The following is a 17,635-nucleotide window of genomic DNA, read 5'->3' as shown; positions in this document are numbered from 1 at the left end:
AGCTATCTGTAAAGCATAGCAAAACCGTGGAAAAGGTCATAACTTAATCAAATTAAATATCCTTACCCCCAGCGCCTGCGAGGCAGTTACATCAACGGAGCCTATGAGCACGACTGAAACCAACACATCTCTGACACCAGAACTGGCTGATTTGCCGACACTTATCCGGCAATGGGCCAGAGAACTCGGGTTTTCGGATGCGGGTATCACAACCGCAGATACCGGTGAACATGCCCAGCACCTGCAAGACTGGCTGGATAAAGGTTATCAGGGCGAGATGGAATACATGGCCGACCACGGAGACAAGCGGTATACGCCGAAATCGCTGGTGCCGGGCACAACCCGGGTAATCTCCGTGCGCATGGATTATCTGCCTGCACCCGACAGCCCGAAAGAAGCGCTTACTAACCGGGAAAACGCCTATATCACTCGCTACGCCCTTGGCCGTGATTATCACAAGCTGATCCGCAAGCGATTGGCAACCCTGGCAAAGCGGATTGACGATGCGGTAAGCGGCTATGATTATCGAGCCTTTGTAGACAGTGCACCTGTATTGGAGAGAGCGCTGGCACAAAGGGCGGGGCTGGGCTGGATTGGCAAGAACAACATGCTGATACATCCGAAGGCCGGGTCGTTCTTTTTCCTGGGCGAAATATTTACCAGCGCGCCTCTGCCGGTAGACGCCGCCTTTGAAACCGACCATTGCGGCAGCTGCTCCGCCTGCCTCGAACTGTGCCCCACGGATGCTTTTGTGGGGCCGCACAAGCTGGATGCCCGGCGCTGCATCAGTTATCTCACCATCGAACTTAAAGGCAGCATTCCGGAGGAGTTACGTTCGCTCATGGGTAACCGGGTTTTCGGCTGCGATGACTGCCAACTCGTCTGCCCCTGGCAGAAGTTCAGCAAACCCGCCCGCGAAGATGACTTTCAGCCCAGACACGGTCTGGACAACAGTTCTTTGGCGGAGTTGTTTCTGTGGACTGAAGAGCAATTTCTGAAGCGAACCGAGGGCTCGGCTATTCGCCGCACGGGATACGAGGGCTGGTTACGAAATCTGGCGGTGGGGCTGGGCAACGCGCCCTCTACTATCCCGGTGATTGAAGCCCTTAAAAAGCGCGCAGACCATCCATCCGATATGGTCCGCGAGCATGTTCAGTGGGCCTTGGCACAGCACGACTTATAGCTTGAAGAAGTGCTCCCGGTAATGGCGCAGTTCGTTGATGGAATCGCGGATGTCGTCCAGCGCCTGATGGCTGCCCTGTTTTTTAACACCTTGCAGTACGTCCGGTCGCCAGCGGCGGGCCAGTTCTTTGACTGTGGAGACATCAAGGTTGCGGTAGTGAAAGAAGTCTTCGAGCTGGGGCATGTATTTCACGAGGAAGCGGCGATCCTGGCCGATGCTGTTACCGCACAAGGGGGATTTACCCGATTCCATGTACTCTTTCAGGAAAGCGATGGTCTGTTGCTCGGCTTCGGCCTCGGAGACTTTGCTTTCGCGGACGCGTTTGGTAAGGCCGCTTTCGCCGTGGGTTCGGGTGCACCATTCATCCATCGCGTCGAGCAGGTTGTCGGGCTGATGGACCGCGATGACCGGGCCTTCGGCCACAAGATTCAGTTCTGAATCGGTGATGATGGTGGCCATCTCGATGATGCGTTCTTTTTCCGGATCAAGGCCGGTCATTTCCAGATCAATCCAAACCAGGTATTTGCCTGCTGACATTCTGTGTTCCTCAATTCTTTGACTTTAGAGTAGGTGGAGCTGAATAGTCATTATTCCGGTATGATGGCATAGCAACGACACCACTTTCATCCGTGTTATCTGAGACCTTATGGCAAAACGGCAACTGAACAAGCAACAGCAATTCCGGATCAAGAAGGTTCAGGAGGAGCGTGCTGCCCGCGCGGCTCGCAAGGAGAAGTCAGTTCAGGCGCAGGCCGAAGCCGGTGAACTGGGGCCGGAGCAGGAAGGACTAATCATTGCTCACTATGGGCAACAGCTTGATGTAGAAGCCTTAGAGGGTGAACACAAGGGTGATGTTCTGCGCTGCTTTGTTAGAGCGAATATTGATAGCCTGGTGACAGGCGATCGGGTTGTCTGGCGACCTGGCAAGAATGAGACGGGTGTGATTGTTGCCCGCTGTGAGCGCGATAACTTATTGCAGCGTCCGGATAACTTTGGTGCTGTGAAGCCGGTGGCAGCGAATATTGATCATATTATCCTGGTGATTGCGCCGGAGCCGGAGCCCCATGACAATCTGATTGACCGGTATCTTGTGGCTTCTGAGATCACGGATATTCCGGCTGTTATTCTGTTGAACAAGACAGATCTGATTAACGATCAAAACCGCGCGCCGATTGACGCTTTGCTGGCGCGCTACGCGGCGCTGGGCTATGAGGTAGTGCGCACCTCAGCGGTTCAGTTCGACGGCGGGCCTTCGCCGGAGGTTGAAGCTCTGGTGAAGGACAAAACGAGCGCTTTTGTGGGCCAGTCGGGGGTTGGCAAATCGTCAATTATCCAGACGCTGATGCCTGATGAGGCGATTCGCGTTGGTGCGGTTTCTGAAAGCACAGGCAAGGGTGTTCACACGACCACTACGGCGAAGCTATTTCACCTGCCGATGGGCGGAGATCTGATTGACTCGCCAGGGATCCGGGAGTTTGGTCTGTGGCATATGTCGCCGCAAGAAATCGAGTACGGCTTTCGCGAGATTCGCGATGTAATCGGCTACTGCAAATTCCGCAACTGCAGGCACATGGGCGATCCCGGCTGTGCCATTGATGCGGCGGCAGAGGCGGGCAAACTCAGCCCGGAACGTCTGCGAAGCTTTCACCGCATTCTTCAGGATATGGCGGAGCAGCAGTCGCGGGGCTTAAAAGCCAACTGATACCGCACCGTGCGAACTACCAGTTCAGCTCGCCCGGTGCGGGTTCTGCTTTCTCCTTCATCCAGTCGCCGCTTTCCAGGTTCTCCATGGCCTTTTCCTGCTCTTTTTCAGAAGGAACCGTGAGATCGATCAGGGGGGCACCTTTTGCGCTGGCGCTGCTTTGAATGCTGTTCACTGTTTTCTTGTTGAGCACGATGATGGAAATGCGACGGTTTACCGGTGCCGTGGGCTCGCCCTGATCAAACAGTATAGAATCGCTCAGCCCAACAACCCGCGCTATTTGCTGGCCGCGCACGCCACCGGCAACCAGTGCCCTGCGAGCAGTGTTGGCACGGTCTGCTGAAAGCTCCCAGTTGGTGTAACCAGGGCGTCCCCCGAAGGGGGTGGCGTCGGTATGGCCGGTAATGCTGAGTTTGTTATCGACTGCCCCAAGAGTTTTTGCCAGTTCGAACAGAATTTCCTGTGAGTAGTATTTCAACTCAGCCTTGCCACTATCAAACATGGGGCGACCGGAACGGTCAACTATCTGGATTCGCAGCCCCTCGTCAGTGATATCGATCAGCAGCTGATTCTTGAACTCCTGCAGAGTTTCATTCTCTTCAATTCGTTGCTTCAGCTCCTGAAACAACTCTTCCATCCGTCTCTGCTCAAGGGTTTCTGACAACTTATCTACAACATTGTCGTTGATCGCAATCTGACCTGGTTCTATATTTGGGCTGGCCTCATTGATGACTGACGCACTGCCTTCAAGATCCACCGGGCTGGGCGATCCGCCTTCAGTGAAGCCGACAGGATCGCGAAAATAGCCTTCCACCGCTTTTATCTGTTCCGGTGACGCGGTCGCAGTAAGCCAAAGCACCAGGAAAAACGCCATCATCGCCGTTGCGAAGTCGGCAAAAGCCACTTTCCAGGAACCACCATGGTGGCCCGCAGCAATGACTTTTTTACGTTTGATGATGATCGGCTGCTGTTCCACAAGTCCGCTCCGGGTTCAGGTTGCGCTATTTGGCGCGCACGTGATCGTTCAGTTCCTGAAATCCAGGCCGCTTGTCCGTGGGAAGCGCCTTGCGACCAAATTCGATGGCCATCTGGGGCGCCTGTCCTGAAACCGTTGCCACAATTGCAGATTTGACGCATTCGTAGGCTTTGAGTTCGTATTTTGCAGCATGTTCCATGGCGATGGAGGTTGGCCCAACAAAGCCATAGCCCATCCAGATGCCCAGAAAGGTGCCCACCAGTGCCGCTGCCACACTCAAACCAATGCGCTCAGGCCCTTCACTCAGAAAGTTCATGGTGATCACGATACCAAGCACCGCCGCGACGATACCCAGACCCGGCAGGGCATCCGCAATTTTGTTCACTGCGTGAGCGGGCTCTTCAAGTTCGTGCTGGCGGCTGTCAATTTCGTTTTCCATCATGCCTTCCAGCTCATGGGTAGCCATGTTTCCCGCGCTGATTATGCGCAGGTAGTCCGTAATAAAATCGAGCAACGTCTTCGATTTCATAATGGCCGGGTAACGGCTGAATATCTGACTGGATTCCGGGTTATCAATATCCTCTTCGATGGACATAACCCCCTGCTTGCGGGATTTATCAAAAATCTCGTAGAGCATGCTCAGTAAATCCATGTAGTAGGACTTGTTGAACGGTGAGCCCGTCAGCAGGCGCAAAATGCCGGCAAATACGTCTTTCACGGTATGCAGCGGGTTGGCAATCACAAAAGAGCCAATAGCTGCGCCGAAGATAATGAGCAGCTCTGTCGGTTGCCACAACACCATAAGATTGCCGCCGTGGAGGACATATCCACCAAGAACGCTGGCAATGACAATCACTGAGCCAATAATAAGTAGCATGGGAAGAATGTAAGCCTTTATATTGAGGGTATCGGCCAGTGCCGGTAATGATCATGCATTTTCTGGTCTGATCATAGCAAGCCTCTGCATTATCCGCGAAGCCATGAAACAATTTCTATACATACAGACGTCTGCGCAACACTCTTGCAGTACTATTTGGTAAACTTTGTGTCTTTGAACGCAGAGGATCTCTTTCAATGTTCGACAAGCTGTTTGTTCTGAGTCAGTACGTCACTCCGCAGCTCGCGGTTTCGCACTTGGCCGGCCGCCTTGCAGACAATGACCGCACCCCTGCGCTCAAAAATCGAGTGGTCAAATGGTTCGTCAAGCGCTATGGCGTAGACATGAGCGAGGCCGCCGAGCAGGATCCGACCGCCTACGCCAGCTTTAACGCATTTTTCACCCGGGCGCTGAAGCCCGGCATCCGCCCTGTTGCCGAAGGCGAAAGCACCTTTGTAAGCCCCGTGGATGGCGCAATAAGCCAACTTGGCCAGGTGACCGGCGACCGGGTGTTCCAGGCCAAGGGCCAGTCTTTCAGCCTGACCGAACTGCTCGGCGGAGACACTCGGCGGGCGGAAGCCTTCTCAGGGGGCGAGTTTTCAAACCTGTATCTATCCCCCAGGGATTACCATCGCGTTCACATGCCTCTGGCGGGCACGCTTCGGGAAATGGTTTATGTTCCCGGCAAGCTGTTTTCGGTAAATCCGGCCACTGCGGAGAATGTTCCTAATCTGTTTGCCCGTAATGAGCGTGTTGTCTGTATTTTTGATACAGCGGCGGGCCCTATGGCGCTGGTTCTTGTGGGCGCGATGATTGTGGGCAGCGTTGAGACGCCTTGGGCGGGGATTGTGGTGCCCAATAACAGTGGTGTAAAGGCGATCACCTATGAAGGTGAGAGCGCCATTTCGTTTGCCAAAGGCGAGGAGATGGGGCGTTTCCGCTTAGGTTCTACGGTGGTGATGGTTATGCCTAAGGGTAGCGTTAGCTGGGATGCTGAGCAGGTTGCGGGGAAGCGGGTTCGTATGGGTGAGGCATTTGGTCAAGTTAGCGCCTGACCTCAAGCTCGCTCTAGCGGGAACGCCAAAACATCTGCAATATCGCGGGTGCCGATCTTGAGCATTAGCAAGCGATCAAGCCCTAAGGCTACGCCGGCGCAGTCCGGCAAGCCTTGCTCCAAGGCGGCCAGGAAGGCTTCATCGACGTTCATTTCGGGTTTTCCGGCGGCTTTGCGCAGGCGGTTGTCTGCTTCGAAGCGGTTGCGTTGTTCGTCGGCGCAGGTGAGCTCCCAGTAACCGTTGCATAATTCCAGGCCGTCGATATAGAGCTCGAAGCGGTGGGCTACGTCGAAACCGTCAACCTGGGAGATTCTGGCCAGGGAGGCTTGAGTCGCCGGGTATTGGTTGATGAATACCGGGGTTTCGTTGCCCAGGTTGGGCTCGACGGCAAAGCTCATCAGTAGATCCAGACAGCCGTCGCGGCTGAGGTCTTTCAGCTGCTCTGGCTCCAGCCACTGCCGGCAGCGCTGGTGCAGTTCACTTGCTGATATTACAAAAGGGTCGATGCCTGCCCAGTCGATCATTGCCTGGCGATAGCTTGTTGTTTTTGGCCGGGGGCATTTCAGCCAGCCGCACACCAGGTCGGAGACTTCTGTCATCAGGGCGACATCGTCCAAGCCTGTGCGGTACCACTCGAGCATGGAAAACTCGGGGTTGTGGCGGCGGCCGCGCTCACCGTTGCGAAAGACTTTTGAGATCTGGTAGATCGAACCGGAGCCTGCGGCCAGCAGTCGTTTCATATGGTATTCAGGAGAGGTCTGAAGCCAGCCGCCTTCAACGCCCTGGGCGCTTACCTGTACGGATACACCATCGAGGTTAGGCTCAGTTACACCGCAGCGGCCAAGTACCGGGGTTTCGACTTCCAGCACACCGCGTTGCACGAAAAAGCCGCGCACAAAGGATGACTGTTGTGCGCGGCTTTTCAGAGTTGCCAAAGAGGCAGTGGGCTGCCAGTCAGGCTGGTTTTTCATAGAGGTATCAGCTGCTTTTTACCCGGTTCATGTACTCACCAGAGCGGGTGTCGACCTTGAGCACTTCGCCGATGGTGATAAACAGGGGTACGCTCACAACCGCGCCGGTAGACAGGGTTGCGGGCTTGGAGCCGCCCTGGGCGGTATCACCTTTCATGCCGGGGTCGGTTTCAACCACTTCCAGCTCAACAAAGTTTGGTGGGGTTATCGTCAGGGGTGCACCGTTATAAAGAGTTACGGTGTAGACGTCTTGTTCTTTCAGCCACTTGAGCGTGTCACCGACAGCTTTTGCATCAGCAGGATACTGCTCGAAAGAGCCATCGGTGAGCATGAAATGCCAGAATTCCCCGTCGGTGTAGAGGTATTCCATATCCTGGTCCATAACGTCTGCTGCTTCGAGACTTTCGCCAGATTTAAAGGTACGCTCCCATACCCGGTTACTCATCAGGTTGCGCAGCTTGACGCGATTAAACGCCTGGCCTTTACCCGGTTTTACGAGTTCGTTATCAAGAATGATACAGGGGTCTCCATCCAGCAAAACCTTAAGACCGCTGCGAAATTCGTTGGTAGAATATGAAGCCATGAAATGTCCACCTGCCAAAATGCTGTTTAAAATTCGAAGGCCGCTATGATACAGCGAACCCCCGCCTCTATAGAAGCCCGGCTTTCAGGCGATGATAACCGGAGCTGGCAACAACTGCTTTCCGACTCGATAACCTCGCCACGAGAACTGCTGGCAAGGCTGGACTTGCCCGCAGAGATCTGGCTGGCCGGCGCCGAGGCTGGCCATCGGTTGTTTCCTGTCAGGGTTCCAGATCCTTTTCTGGCGCGAATGGAAAAAGGAAACCCGGCAGACCCGCTGCTGCGACAGGTACTGCCTATGGATCTCGAGACAAACACTGTAGAGGGTTTTGTAACCGATCCGCTGCAGGAAGACGATGCGATTCAGACCACTGGTCTGATCCGAAAGTATCGCAGCCGGGCCCTGCTCATGGTGACCGGCCAGTGTGCCATTAACTGCCGCTACTGTTTTCGCCGTCACTTCCCCTACGACGAACAGCGCCTGAGCCCGGCCGACCGGCAACGGGTGCTGGATACGCTCGCGGCATCCCCGGAAATCAATGAAGTCATTTTCAGCGGCGGCGACCCACTGGCAGTCAACGATCAGCTGCTGGCCCAGTGGGCGTCGGCCATCAGCAGCATCCCTCACATCCGCCGTATACGCCTGCATACCCGCCTCCCGGTGGTGATACCGCAACGAGTGTGTAACACGCTGCTGAAGTGGATCAGCAGCACACCGGTGCAGGTTGTTATAGTGCTGCACATTAATCACCCGGCAGAAATTGACCAGCCAACCCGCCGCGCTCTGAGTTACCTCCGTTCAGCGGGCGCAACATTGCTGAACCAGAGCGTCATTCTAAGGGGCGTCAATGATGATGCTGGTGTGCTGGAGGATTTAAGCGAGGCGCTGTTTGATGCGGGCGTCCTGCCCTACTACCTGCATGCATTTGACCCGGTCGCCGGTGCTCAGCATTTTGACGTATCCGACGACGAGGCCCGCTTGCTGGTTCGGGAACTGCTGTCCAGACTGCCGGGCTTTCTGGTTCCACGGCTGGTTCGCGAAGTTCCCGGAGAAGCAACCAAGACGCCCATTGACCTGTATTCGGAAGCTCTTTAATGGTTTTTATGCAAAGCTGGCCCGATTTCACATGTCAAACATTGTCAACACGCGATTTTCTCGCTTTTTTACACTGGTTTGCTGCTTTAAAGTCCAGTACCGTCTATTTTGTAAAAATATGTATTTACGGTGTTTTCCTGGTAATCCAACGTGCCACAGCAGTGTCTGCTGTGCGGTATCTGAGAACCCGGAATACGAAACGTTGTCCTGATATTGGCGCAAATTCATGGAAGGCATGATCCTCAAACCAGATCTCCGTGTTCCCGAGCAGAAAACGGCCAGTCTGTCGTTCTGCGGTACCACGCCCAAGGCATTCAAGGTCTGGATCAACCAGCTTCCCATGGCCAATATTGGCGAAGTATCGCGCCAGCTCTATCACGCGATCATTGAACTCAACCATCTGTTTCTTGCGCCCCAGCACCGCCTGCAGTTCCTTGAACTGATTCGCGAGCAGATTCATTTCGTCTGCAGTGAGCTTTCCCGTCACTACCTCGGGCTTGCAGTGGCCTTGCCAGAGAAGCAACGCAAAATCGCCAATCTTTCCCAGGCGCTCCAGCTCCACCTTGCCAGCGGCTACAAACTTTGCCTTCTGGAGGCGTTAGACGACGGCGGCCTGGACAAAAACCGCAAACTGATTGCTACTGCTATCCACCGGGCCACGTCCGAGCTTGCTTCGACCATTCTGAGATCGCACCAACTCTATTGCCCGAGCCCGGCACAAAGCTGGCTGGAATGTCACCGCATGTTCCGGTTTGCTCACCGCAACAAGCTTTCTGACGTAACCGTAGAAGACGGCACCTTGAAACAGAGGCTGGCAAGTACTGTCGCCGATAGCTACAAGCGCCTTTTACTTCTGGGCTGCGCAAGACCCAACCAACTCAGACAATCCGAACTGCTTCAGGCATACGAGCTGTTTGAGTCCTGGACCGAGCAAACTCGCTGCGGGCCGGACATCGGAGAAGACACCCTTTTCGTTGTCAATATGGAGCGCGACAGCTCTCCGATTTACAGAAGCCTGCTCGAGGCCAAGCCCGGGGATGAGAGCTTAGGATTTGACACCCGCGAGCTGGCAGCCACAATTTCCGAAAATCTCGATGCCCGTCTTCGCCAACTTCCGGCACCCGGAACTCTGAAAATACCGGGCAATGTCAACGACACCCTGCTCACTCACCTGAGCCAGGCTCTGGGAATTCTGGCAAAACGGAATTTCAACCGGATTTCCAGCCAGGGCACACTGGAAGTCTGCGTAGGGCTCTCTGCAGCGCACTACTTCATTGCCGGCGAAAAGTCATTTACCGAGTTCGTAACCGGCAATGACAACGGCGATCCGGATGACGAAAACCTTTTTATCCGCGCGTCCCGCAAGCGCAGCGACGCATGGGCAGGCGCCCCTGATGCCTCTCCGAGCGATGAGCACCTGCACTCCGCAGATACGCCAATCAATTATCGTGGCAGTTTCGGGAATACACCGACACCCGCAACCGATAAAAGCCGCCCCAGATCACATATCACGCTACTGGTAAATACCAGCCCTGGTGGCTACTGCGTCTCGTGGGAGACCGGTGTTCCGCCGTCGATGCAGGCAGGAGAGATCCTTGGAGTGCGAGAGCAGCGCACTCATCCATGGAGCATTGCGGTCGTTCGCTGGATCCGGCAAATCAGAAATCAGGGCACTCAGATTGGCATCGAGCTTCTGGCGCCCAGCGGTTCACCCTGCGGTGTCCGCCTGCTTCAGAAAGTCGGCAATAGCAGTGAGTATCTGCGCGGCCTGATGCTGCCTGAGATCAGTGTTGTCAACCAGGCTGCCACTTTGCTCACCCCCCGACTGCCTTTCCAGCCCGGCAGCCGGATTTCTCTGCTGCATAGCGGCAGAGAGGAGCAGGGACAGTTATTGAAGAAGGTTTCCTCAACCGGCAGCATCAGCCAGTTTGAGCTGAAACTTCATAATAATGCCGCAGCCTCGACGGCCACAATCCCATCAAGATCGTCTGGTAACAGTGAAGACGATTTCGATTCGCTGTGGCCATCTCTCTGAAAGCCTCCGGCGCCCCCGTAAATCCGTCGGAGGCTTGTTATTGAGCCTCAACCCCTGCATTATTCAGCGATAGTGACAGCCCGGTCTCGCAGTACCAGTTCACAGTTTCCTTCAAGATACTGTTTTTATGGCAGAATTCCTCTCTGCCGGGGCCGGCTCAGCCAACCTGTATTATGAGACGTCTTAGGAATGCAGAAACAGAACGCCACCGTACACCTGCTGATCCTCGATCCTTCCCAGAATGATGCAGAATCCCTGGTAAGCCTGCTCAGAAATGCTGGCAAAGCCACCCGGGCACACCGCATTACCTCCGAAGAAGATCTGGAAGAAGCTCTGAAAAACAGCAACTGGGATCTTCTTCTGGCCCGTGATATCGAGCAAGAGTTCTCAGCAGATAACGCCTTGGCCATGATCCGACGCATGGACAAAGACATTCCGTGCCTGTTTCTGACAGAAGAAGAAAGCCGCGAAAGAACGGTGGCCGTCATGAAAGCTGGCGCCCAGGGCACGGTGCAATCCGGCCACAACGATTTGCTGATACTGAAGGCCAAGCGTGAACTTGCAGCGCTTGAAGATCGCCGCCGCCGCAGAGCATTGGAGTCCCATCTGCGTGAAGCCGAGCAGCGGTGCCAGCTGCTATTGGAAAGCTCTAAAGATGCCATTGCCTATATCAATGATGGCATGCACATCTATGCCAACCAGTCCTACCTGGAGTTCCTGGGTTACGACGATATTGATGACCTGATGTGTGTTCCCATTCTCGACACGCTAACGCCCGAAAGCCAGAACTACTACAAGACGTTCATGAAATCTTTCGCGGAGAAAGGTGAAGATGGCATGACCATCAACTGCACAGCGAAGCGCAGCGATGATCATGAATTGAACGTGACCATGTCGGTGTCCGCTGCAACCTACGATAGCGAAGTGTGCACACAGATCGTGCTCCAGCCGGAGCACAGCGATGCAGAGCTGGAAGAGAAATTACGCGAAATCAGCAGCCAGGATCTCCTTACCGGCCTGTATAACCGGCAATACCTGATGAAAGAGCTCGAACAGGCCATTGCCAATGCCGGAAAAAACAATGAAACCGGTGCCTTGGCGTACATTGCTCTTGATAATTTTATGACCATGAAAGGCCAAGTGGGCATTTCCGGTGCAGATATGCTTTTGGGCGATCTGGCCAGTCTCCTGAAAAAAGAGGCAGGAGATGACCTGATGCTGGCGCGCCTCAGTGATGACGCATTCGGCTTACTGTGCCTCCCCTGCGATGAGAAATCCTTGACCAACCGGTGTGAACAAGTTCGCAAAGCAGTGGATGAACACCTGTTCGATATCAACGGTCGTTCGGTTCCATTGACCGTCAGTATCGGCATTGCCTCTATCACCGAAAACTCGCCAAAAGCCGAAGAGCTTATGGCCCGGGCCCATACTGCATCATCAGAAGTACGCAAGCAGGAAGGCCAGGATCAGGGCAATGGTATTCGCGCCTACAACCCGGCAGATTACGAAACGCTGGATGACAGCAACTCCATAGATGCCATACTGAAAGCACTGGATGAGAACCGTTTCCGGCTCCTGTTTCAGCCCATTATCAACCTTCGCGGTGAAGGGGAAGAGCACTACGAAGCCTTCGTGAGAATGCTCGATAAGGATGACAAAGAAGTATCACCTTACGATTTTCTCCCTCCCATGGGACCAAGCGACACCGCCATCAAGATCGACCGCTGGGTTATCCTGCAAACTATCAAACAGTTATCGAGCCACCGTTCCAGAGGCAGCGATACCCGCATGTTCCTCAACGTGACGGCGGAGACCCTGCAGGACAAAACCTTCACACCGTGGCTGAGCGTGGCCCTGAAAGCAGCGCGCCTGCCCGGGGACTCACTGATTTTCCAGATTCGCGAAGGCGATGCGAACAATTACATGAAGCAGGCCAAGGACTTCACCAAAGCGCTGCACCAGCTTCATTGCAAGGTGTCCATTGCCCAGTTTGGCTGCGCACTGAACCCCTTCAACACCCTGAAACACATTGATACGGATTATGTGAAAATTGACGGTTCCTTCACGGAAGAAATCCAGAAAAATGAGGAAGCCAGGGAGCAGGTAAAGGAAATGGTGAAGAGCCTGCAAAGCGCCGGCAAATTGACCATTATCCCACTGGTGGAAAACGCCGCTATTCTTGCAACACTCTGGCAGGCCGGCGTGAACTACATTCAGGGTTACTACCTGCAGGCACCGGTACCGGAGATGAATTACGACTTTGGCGATAACTGAGACTGAGAGGCGCCGGTTCAGAAACCGGCGTTCTTCAGCCCCTGATTCGCTTCACTTTCGCGAAAGCCGATGAGGTAGAGGATAGCGTCCAGGCCAAGTGTCGAGATAGCGTGGCGAGCAGACTCCTTCACCAGAGGCTTGGCCCGGAATGCAACGCCGAGGCCTGCCTGACTCAGCATCGGCAGATCGTTGGCTCCATCCCCCACAGCGATTACCTGTTCCCGGGAAATATGCTCTTTTTCGGCAATTTCCAGTAACAGCTCTGCCTTGCGCTTGCCATCCACGATCTGGCCGGAAACCTCACCGGTCACCTTGCCATTGCGGATCTCCAGCTCGTTAGCGTAAACGTAATCGATACCCAGCTTGTTCTGAAGGTGCTGGGCAAAGTAGGTGAAGCCACCGGAAAGAATCGCTGTGCGGTAACCCAACCCTTTCAGGCTTCGAATCAGGTGTTCCGCGCCCTCCGTCATCTTCAGGCGGCCGGCAACACGCTCCAATACGGATTCATCCAGGCCTTTGAGCAGCGACAGACGCTCGGCAAAGCTCTGGCTGAAGTCTAGCTCCCCCTGCATCGCACGCTCGGTAATCTCCGCGACCTGCTCGCCAACGCCAGCCTCCCGGGCAAGCTCATCAATTACTTCGGCTTCAATGAGCGTGGAGTCCATATCAAACACCACCAGACGACGGTTCCGCCGGAAGATGGAATCTTCCTGGAACGCGATATCCACATTCATCTCGCCGGCAATGTGCAGGAAGTCGGCTCTGAGCTGCTCAAGATCCGAGGGCGTGCCGCGTACTGAAAATTCTACGCAGGCAATCCCGTTGCCAGCCGTGTTGAGCGAAGGCCTTGCCGACAGTCTGGAAATATTGTCGATGTTCAGACCGTGGCGCGCCGTGATCGCAGAGACCCTCGCAATCTGCTCCGCCTTGATATCACGGGAAAGCAAAGTAACGATATAACAGGCCCGGTTACGACCTTCTGCCCAGGACAGGTATTCATCTACGGTAATCGGCGCAAACCTGACCTGAAGATCCAGCGCGTGCAGACGGAACAGCAGGTCACGGATCACCGGGGAGGATTTCGACTCATCCGGTATTTCAATGAGAATCCCCCAGGTCAGGTGATCGTGAATAACCGCCTGACCGATATCGAGAATCCGCACGTCGTACCGGCCCATGATGCCGGTAATCTCCGAGGTGAGCCCGGGCTTGTCGCGCCCGGATACGTTAATCAGAACCAGCTCACTCACTTTCAGAACTCTCCTCTTCCTTTGCCCGGGCGGCGGAGGGGATAACGTCAATAGCATCCACACGCTGCAGCCCTCTGGGCAGCTTGTGCCCGCGCCGGCCACGCTCGCCCAGATAGTGCTCAAGATCGCTGAATTGCAGGCCCATCTTGCGCTTACCCGCACGAATTTCCAGCTGGTCATCCTTGGCGAACACAGCTATTGCCACCACATACTCCTCACGGCTCTGCACCCGAGCTGAGGGAATACTGATGATCTTGTTGCCCTTACCCCTACTCAGTTCCGGCAATTCGCTGAGAGGGAAAATAAGCATTCTGCCTTCGTTGGATATCGCCCCCAGATACAAGGCCTTCTCAGTAATGGGAATAACCACCGGCGGCATGATCTTAGCTCCTTTCGGCACACTGACCACGGCCTTGCCGTTACGGTTTTTGCTGATCATGTCATTCAGCGAGGTCACAAACCCATAACCTCCATCAGTCACCAACAGCGTCTTGCGAGCAGGGTCGCCCATCAGCAAGCCCGAGAAGCTCGCTCCCGATGGAGGATTGATTCTTCCCGTCAGGGGGTCGCCCTGCCCTCTGGCTGAAGGCAGACTATGAGCCATCAGTGAATACGCCCTGCCAGTGGAGTCGAGAAAGATTGTCTGCTGGTTATTACGGCCTCGAGCTGCGAAAGCAAAACGATCGCCAGACTTGTAGCTCAGCCCGTCCGGATCGATATCATGGCCCTTGGCGGCGCGCACCCAACCTTTGTCAGACAAAACCACGGTAACAGGATCATTGGAAACCAGATCATTTTCACTGAACGCCCTGGCCTCTTCACGCTCAACAATCGGAGAGCGACGGTCGTCGCCGTAGGTTTCAGCATCTGCCTGCAGCTCGCTCTTGATCAACTCGCGCAAACGATCTTCAGAACCGAGAATAGTCTGAAGTTCGTCCCGCTCTGCGGCCAGCTCGTCCTGCTCACCGCGAATCTTCATTTCTTCAAGCTTGGCCAAATGCCGCAATTTCAGCTCAAGAATGGATTCGGCCTGATCCGCAGACAGCCCGAAACGCTCCATAAAGACCGCCTTGGGTTTATCTTCCGTGCGGATAATATGGATAACTTCATCAATATTCAGGTAGGCAATCAACAGACCTTCAAGAATGTGCAAGCGCGCCAGTACTTTATCGAGCCTGTGCTGCAAACGCCGGGTGACCGTGGTGCGTCGAAACGCCAGCCACTCTGTCAGCATCTGGCGCAGACCTTTCACGCCCGGACGGCCATCGTTACCAATTACGTTGATATTCACCCGGTAGGTTTTCTCAAGGTCCGTGCTGGCAAACAGGTGGGCCATCAGCCCGTCGAGTTCTACGCGATTGGAGCGCGGCACAATAACAAGCCGGGTAGGATTCTCATGATCGGACTCGTCACGGAGGTCCGCCACCATAGGCAGCTTTTTGGTTTGCATCTGGTGCGCAATCTGCTCAAGCACACGGTTACCGGAAACCTGGTGCGGCAGATCCGTCACCACAATCTCACCATTTTCCCGCACCCAGCGAGCCCGCATACGCAGCGAGCCCCGGCCAGTCTCATACATCTGGCGCAGATCCTTACGGGGCGTAATAATTTCCGCGTACGTTGGGAAATCCGGCCCTTTTACGTGTTCACACAGCTGGTCAACAGTTGCATCCGGATCGTCCAGCAACCGGATACAGGCTGCGGTTACTTCCCTTACGTTGTGGGGCGGGATGTCGGTCGCCATGCCCACGGCGATGCCGGTTGTGCCATTGAGCAGCACGTGAGGCAGCCTCGCCGGCAGCACCGAGGGCTCGTCCATGGTGCCGTCAAAGTTGGGCGTCCAGTCCACGGTGCCCTGACCGAGTTCCGTGAGCAGCACGTCAGCAAAGCGCGCAAGCCGTGATTCGGTATACCGCATGGCCGCAAATGATTTGGGGTCGTCGGGCGCACCCCAGTTACCCTGGCCGTCAACAAGCGGATAACGATAGGAAAATGGCTGAGCCATCAGCACCATGGCTTCATAACAGGCACTGTCCCCGTGCGGGTGAAACTTACCCAGCACGTCACCCACGGTACGGGCAGATTTTTTGTATTTCGACGTGGACTTCAGACCCAGCTCTGACATGGCGTAAATTATGCGTCGCTGGACCGGCTTCAGCCCGTCCCCGACATTGGGAAGTGCCCGATCAAGAATGACGTACATGGAGTAGTCGAGATAGGCTTTTTCCGTGTAGTCCCTGAGTGAAACCCGCTCAAAGCCCTCATCCGTCGTCTGAAACTCTGGCATGGATGCCTCTTTTGCCTGTATTGCCTGATTTTGAAGGAGTCCGTGATGCTACCTTGTGCGCCCGGAATAATCACGGGACCAGTGCAGTGGGACATTATATGGAGCACCGGGCTGATACACCAACAACCTGCGGACTTATTGGCCAAAATGGCTCATCGACGCCAAACATATCGATTCCAATAGCGGAATTCCCGCATGGAGAGTCTGTAAGGTGCACCGTATGCTCGCTGTCAGTGATTAATAGAAGACCGTTTTCCCTCCAAACAAGCGGAACACTATGAAACCTAATCTCAAAGCCTGCGGGCAAGCCATGGCTACGGCAATGGTGAATGCGGCACTGGCAGTCGTTCTGATGCTTCTTGTGGAGTTTGCAATCAGCGGCAGCTTCCAGGTTCCTGCAACCTATCTCTGGGCAGGCCTGCTGATATGGCTGGTTATTTTTGGCGCTCAGTTCTGGCGCCAACGGCATCTTTGCCGTGCTTGTGATGAACGCGCAACACATCGAAGCCTACACACTGACGCCTGAATATCATGGCCGGGTAACCGCCCCTCAATAAATTCCTCACAGCCCACTATGCGTCGCAAATATCGTTTCTGTAATGGAAACCGGGAGTCAGGACGCGGCGGAAAGCGCGACCAGATCAGAAGAAATTGACGGTACCAGCCAGTCTCTTGACGGGCATACACGAGAGCTGGAAAAACAGACAGGCAGATTCCGGGTTTAACCCCGGGATCTGTCATAGCGGGCGGCCAGATTTACTGACGAATACCTTCAACGGAGATCGTAATCTCTACGGTTTCGGACGCCTTCCCAAGGCTCATAGGAATGCCGAAGTCTTCAAGACGCAGCTCAGTCTCGGCCTCAAACCCCATACGATAGCCTCCCCAAGGGTCTTTACCGTGGCCCAACATTTCCACGTCCAGGGTAACTTCACGGGTCACACCGCGCAGCGTGAGGTCGCCGACAATGTCTGCCTCGCCGTCGCCATCAACCTCTACACGCTTACTCTTGAAGCTCGCTTCCGGATACTCACCCACATGCAGAAAATCTTCGCTGCGCAGGTGCTTGTCCCGCTCAGCGTGGTTCGAATCCACACTGGACGCATCAATGGTTACGTTTACCGAGCTGTTTTGCGGGTTCTCAGCATCGTAAACAAACTGACCATCAAAATCGTTGAATCGACCATAAAGCCAGCTATAGCCCAAGTGCGAAATTTTGAAGGTGATGAACTGGTGAGCACCTTCATTATCAAAATCATAGGTGCCGCTGTGTTCACTGGCATGAACGCTCCCTATAAGCGTCATGGAAACGGCCGATGCAAGCAGTAACTTTTCCATAATTTCTCC

The 17,635-nt window shown here is 54.7% G+C and carries 15 protein-coding genes; 7 read left to right on the top strand and 8 right to left on the bottom strand.

Annotated features, from left to right (window positions below; all coding sequences use genetic code 11):
• Positions 1 to 103 precede the first annotated feature (103 nt).
• Positions 104 to 1,183 (top strand): tRNA epoxyqueuosine(34) reductase QueG, encoded by a 1,080-nt coding sequence (queG, locus tag BUA49_RS07865; RefSeq protein WP_072796621.1) that lies wholly within the window; start codon positions 104 to 106, stop codon positions 1,181 to 1,183.
• Here the strand turns inward: queG and orn are convergent.
• Positions 1,178 to 1,720: an oligoribonuclease gene (gene orn / locus BUA49_RS07860; protein WP_072796620.1), complete on the bottom strand. Its 543-nt coding sequence runs from the start codon at positions 1,718 to 1,720 to the stop codon at positions 1,178 to 1,180. The genes queG and orn overlap by 6 nt on opposite strands.
• A gap of 109 nt (positions 1,721 to 1,829) precedes the next feature.
• Here orn and rsgA point away from each other — a divergent pair, with 109 nt between their 5' ends.
• On the top strand, positions 1,830 to 2,885 hold the full coding sequence (gene rsgA, locus BUA49_RS07855; RefSeq protein WP_072796619.1) for a small ribosomal subunit biogenesis GTPase RsgA: 1,056 nt from the start codon (positions 1,830 to 1,832) through the stop codon (positions 2,883 to 2,885).
• 16 nt (positions 2,886 to 2,901) lie between these two features.
• On the opposite strand, the gene motB is transcribed toward rsgA, so the two are convergent.
• Positions 2,902 to 3,861, bottom strand: a complete 960-nt coding sequence (gene motB, locus BUA49_RS07850) for a flagellar motor protein MotB (protein WP_072796618.1) — start codon at positions 3,859 to 3,861, stop codon at positions 2,902 to 2,904.
• 25 nt (positions 3,862 to 3,886) lie between these two features.
• Positions 3,887 to 4,738 carry a flagellar motor stator protein MotA gene (gene motA, locus BUA49_RS07845; RefSeq protein ID WP_072796617.1) on the bottom strand — a complete coding sequence of 284 codons (852 nt, stop codon included), beginning with the start codon at positions 4,736 to 4,738 and terminating at the stop codon, positions 3,887 to 3,889.
• A gap of 197 nt (positions 4,739 to 4,935) precedes the next feature.
• Between motA and asd the strand changes: the two genes are divergently transcribed.
• Complete coding sequence (gene asd, locus BUA49_RS07840) at positions 4,936 to 5,793, top strand: archaetidylserine decarboxylase (RefSeq protein WP_072796616.1); 858 nt, start codon at positions 4,936 to 4,938, stop codon at positions 5,791 to 5,793.
• 2 nt (positions 5,794 to 5,795) lie between these two features.
• Here the strand turns inward: asd and epmA are convergent, their stop codons facing one another.
• Together epmA and efp are read right to left on the bottom strand one after the other, a co-directional pair.
• Complete coding sequence (epmA, locus tag BUA49_RS07835; RefSeq protein ID WP_072796615.1) at positions 5,796 to 6,764, bottom strand: EF-P lysine aminoacylase EpmA; 969 nt, start codon at positions 6,762 to 6,764, stop codon at positions 5,796 to 5,798.
• A 7-nt stretch (positions 6,765 to 6,771) separates the two neighbouring features.
• Positions 6,772 to 7,347 (bottom strand): elongation factor P, encoded by a 576-nt coding sequence (gene efp / locus BUA49_RS07830; RefSeq protein WP_072796614.1) that lies wholly within the window; start codon positions 7,345 to 7,347, stop codon positions 6,772 to 6,774.
• A gap of 45 nt (positions 7,348 to 7,392) precedes the next feature.
• On the opposite strand from efp, the gene epmB reads away from it, so the two are divergent.
• From epmB to BUA49_RS07815, 3 genes are all read left to right on the top strand, one after another.
• Positions 7,393 to 8,442 carry an EF-P beta-lysylation protein EpmB gene (epmB, locus tag BUA49_RS07825; RefSeq protein ID WP_072796613.1) on the top strand — a complete coding sequence of 350 codons (1,050 nt, stop codon included), beginning with the start codon at positions 7,393 to 7,395 and terminating at the stop codon, positions 8,440 to 8,442.
• 226 nt (positions 8,443 to 8,668) lie between these two features.
• The gene (locus tag BUA49_RS07820) at positions 8,669 to 10,477 is read left to right on the top strand and encodes a GTPase (RefSeq protein WP_072796612.1); all 1,809 of its coding nucleotides are present in this window, start codon (positions 8,669 to 8,671) and stop codon (positions 10,475 to 10,477) included.
• A gap of 189 nt (positions 10,478 to 10,666) precedes the next feature.
• Complete coding sequence (locus BUA49_RS07815) at positions 10,667 to 12,751, top strand: EAL domain-containing response regulator (RefSeq protein ID WP_072796611.1); 2,085 nt, start codon at positions 10,667 to 10,669, stop codon at positions 12,749 to 12,751.
• Between the two features lie 17 nt (positions 12,752 to 12,768).
• Here BUA49_RS07815 and serB read toward each other — a convergent pair whose 3' ends face one another.
• Both serB and parC read right to left on the bottom strand, forming a co-directional pair.
• The gene (gene serB, locus BUA49_RS07810) at positions 12,769 to 14,001 is read right to left on the bottom strand and encodes a phosphoserine phosphatase SerB (RefSeq protein WP_072796610.1); all 1,233 of its coding nucleotides are present in this window, start codon (positions 13,999 to 14,001) and stop codon (positions 12,769 to 12,771) included.
• Entirely contained in the window at positions 13,994 to 16,288 is a 2,295-nt protein-coding gene (gene parC / locus BUA49_RS07805; RefSeq protein WP_072796609.1) for a DNA topoisomerase IV subunit A, read from the bottom strand. Before parC ends, serB begins: the two co-directional genes overlap by 8 nt.
• Positions 16,289 to 16,565: 277 nt before the next feature.
• Here parC and BUA49_RS07800 point away from each other — a divergent pair, with 277 nt between their 5' ends.
• Positions 16,566 to 16,814 (top strand): hypothetical protein, encoded by a 249-nt coding sequence (locus BUA49_RS07800; protein ID WP_072796608.1) that lies wholly within the window; start codon positions 16,566 to 16,568, stop codon positions 16,812 to 16,814.
• A gap of 230 nt (positions 16,815 to 17,044) precedes the next feature.
• Here BUA49_RS07800 and BUA49_RS07795 read toward each other — a convergent pair whose 3' ends face one another.
• On the bottom strand, positions 17,045 to 17,626 hold the full coding sequence (locus BUA49_RS07795) for a YceI family protein (protein WP_072796607.1): 582 nt from the start codon (positions 17,624 to 17,626) through the stop codon (positions 17,045 to 17,047).
• Positions 17,627 to 17,635: the final 9 nt, after the last annotated feature.

It is taken from the genome of Marinobacter antarcticus, assembly GCF_900142385.1.
Lineage (GTDB): Bacteria > Pseudomonadota > Gammaproteobacteria > Pseudomonadales > Oleiphilaceae > Marinobacter > Marinobacter antarcticus.
The sequence above is the reverse complement of the archived record's forward strand: the minus strand, read 5'-3'. Positions and strand labels throughout refer to the sequence as shown.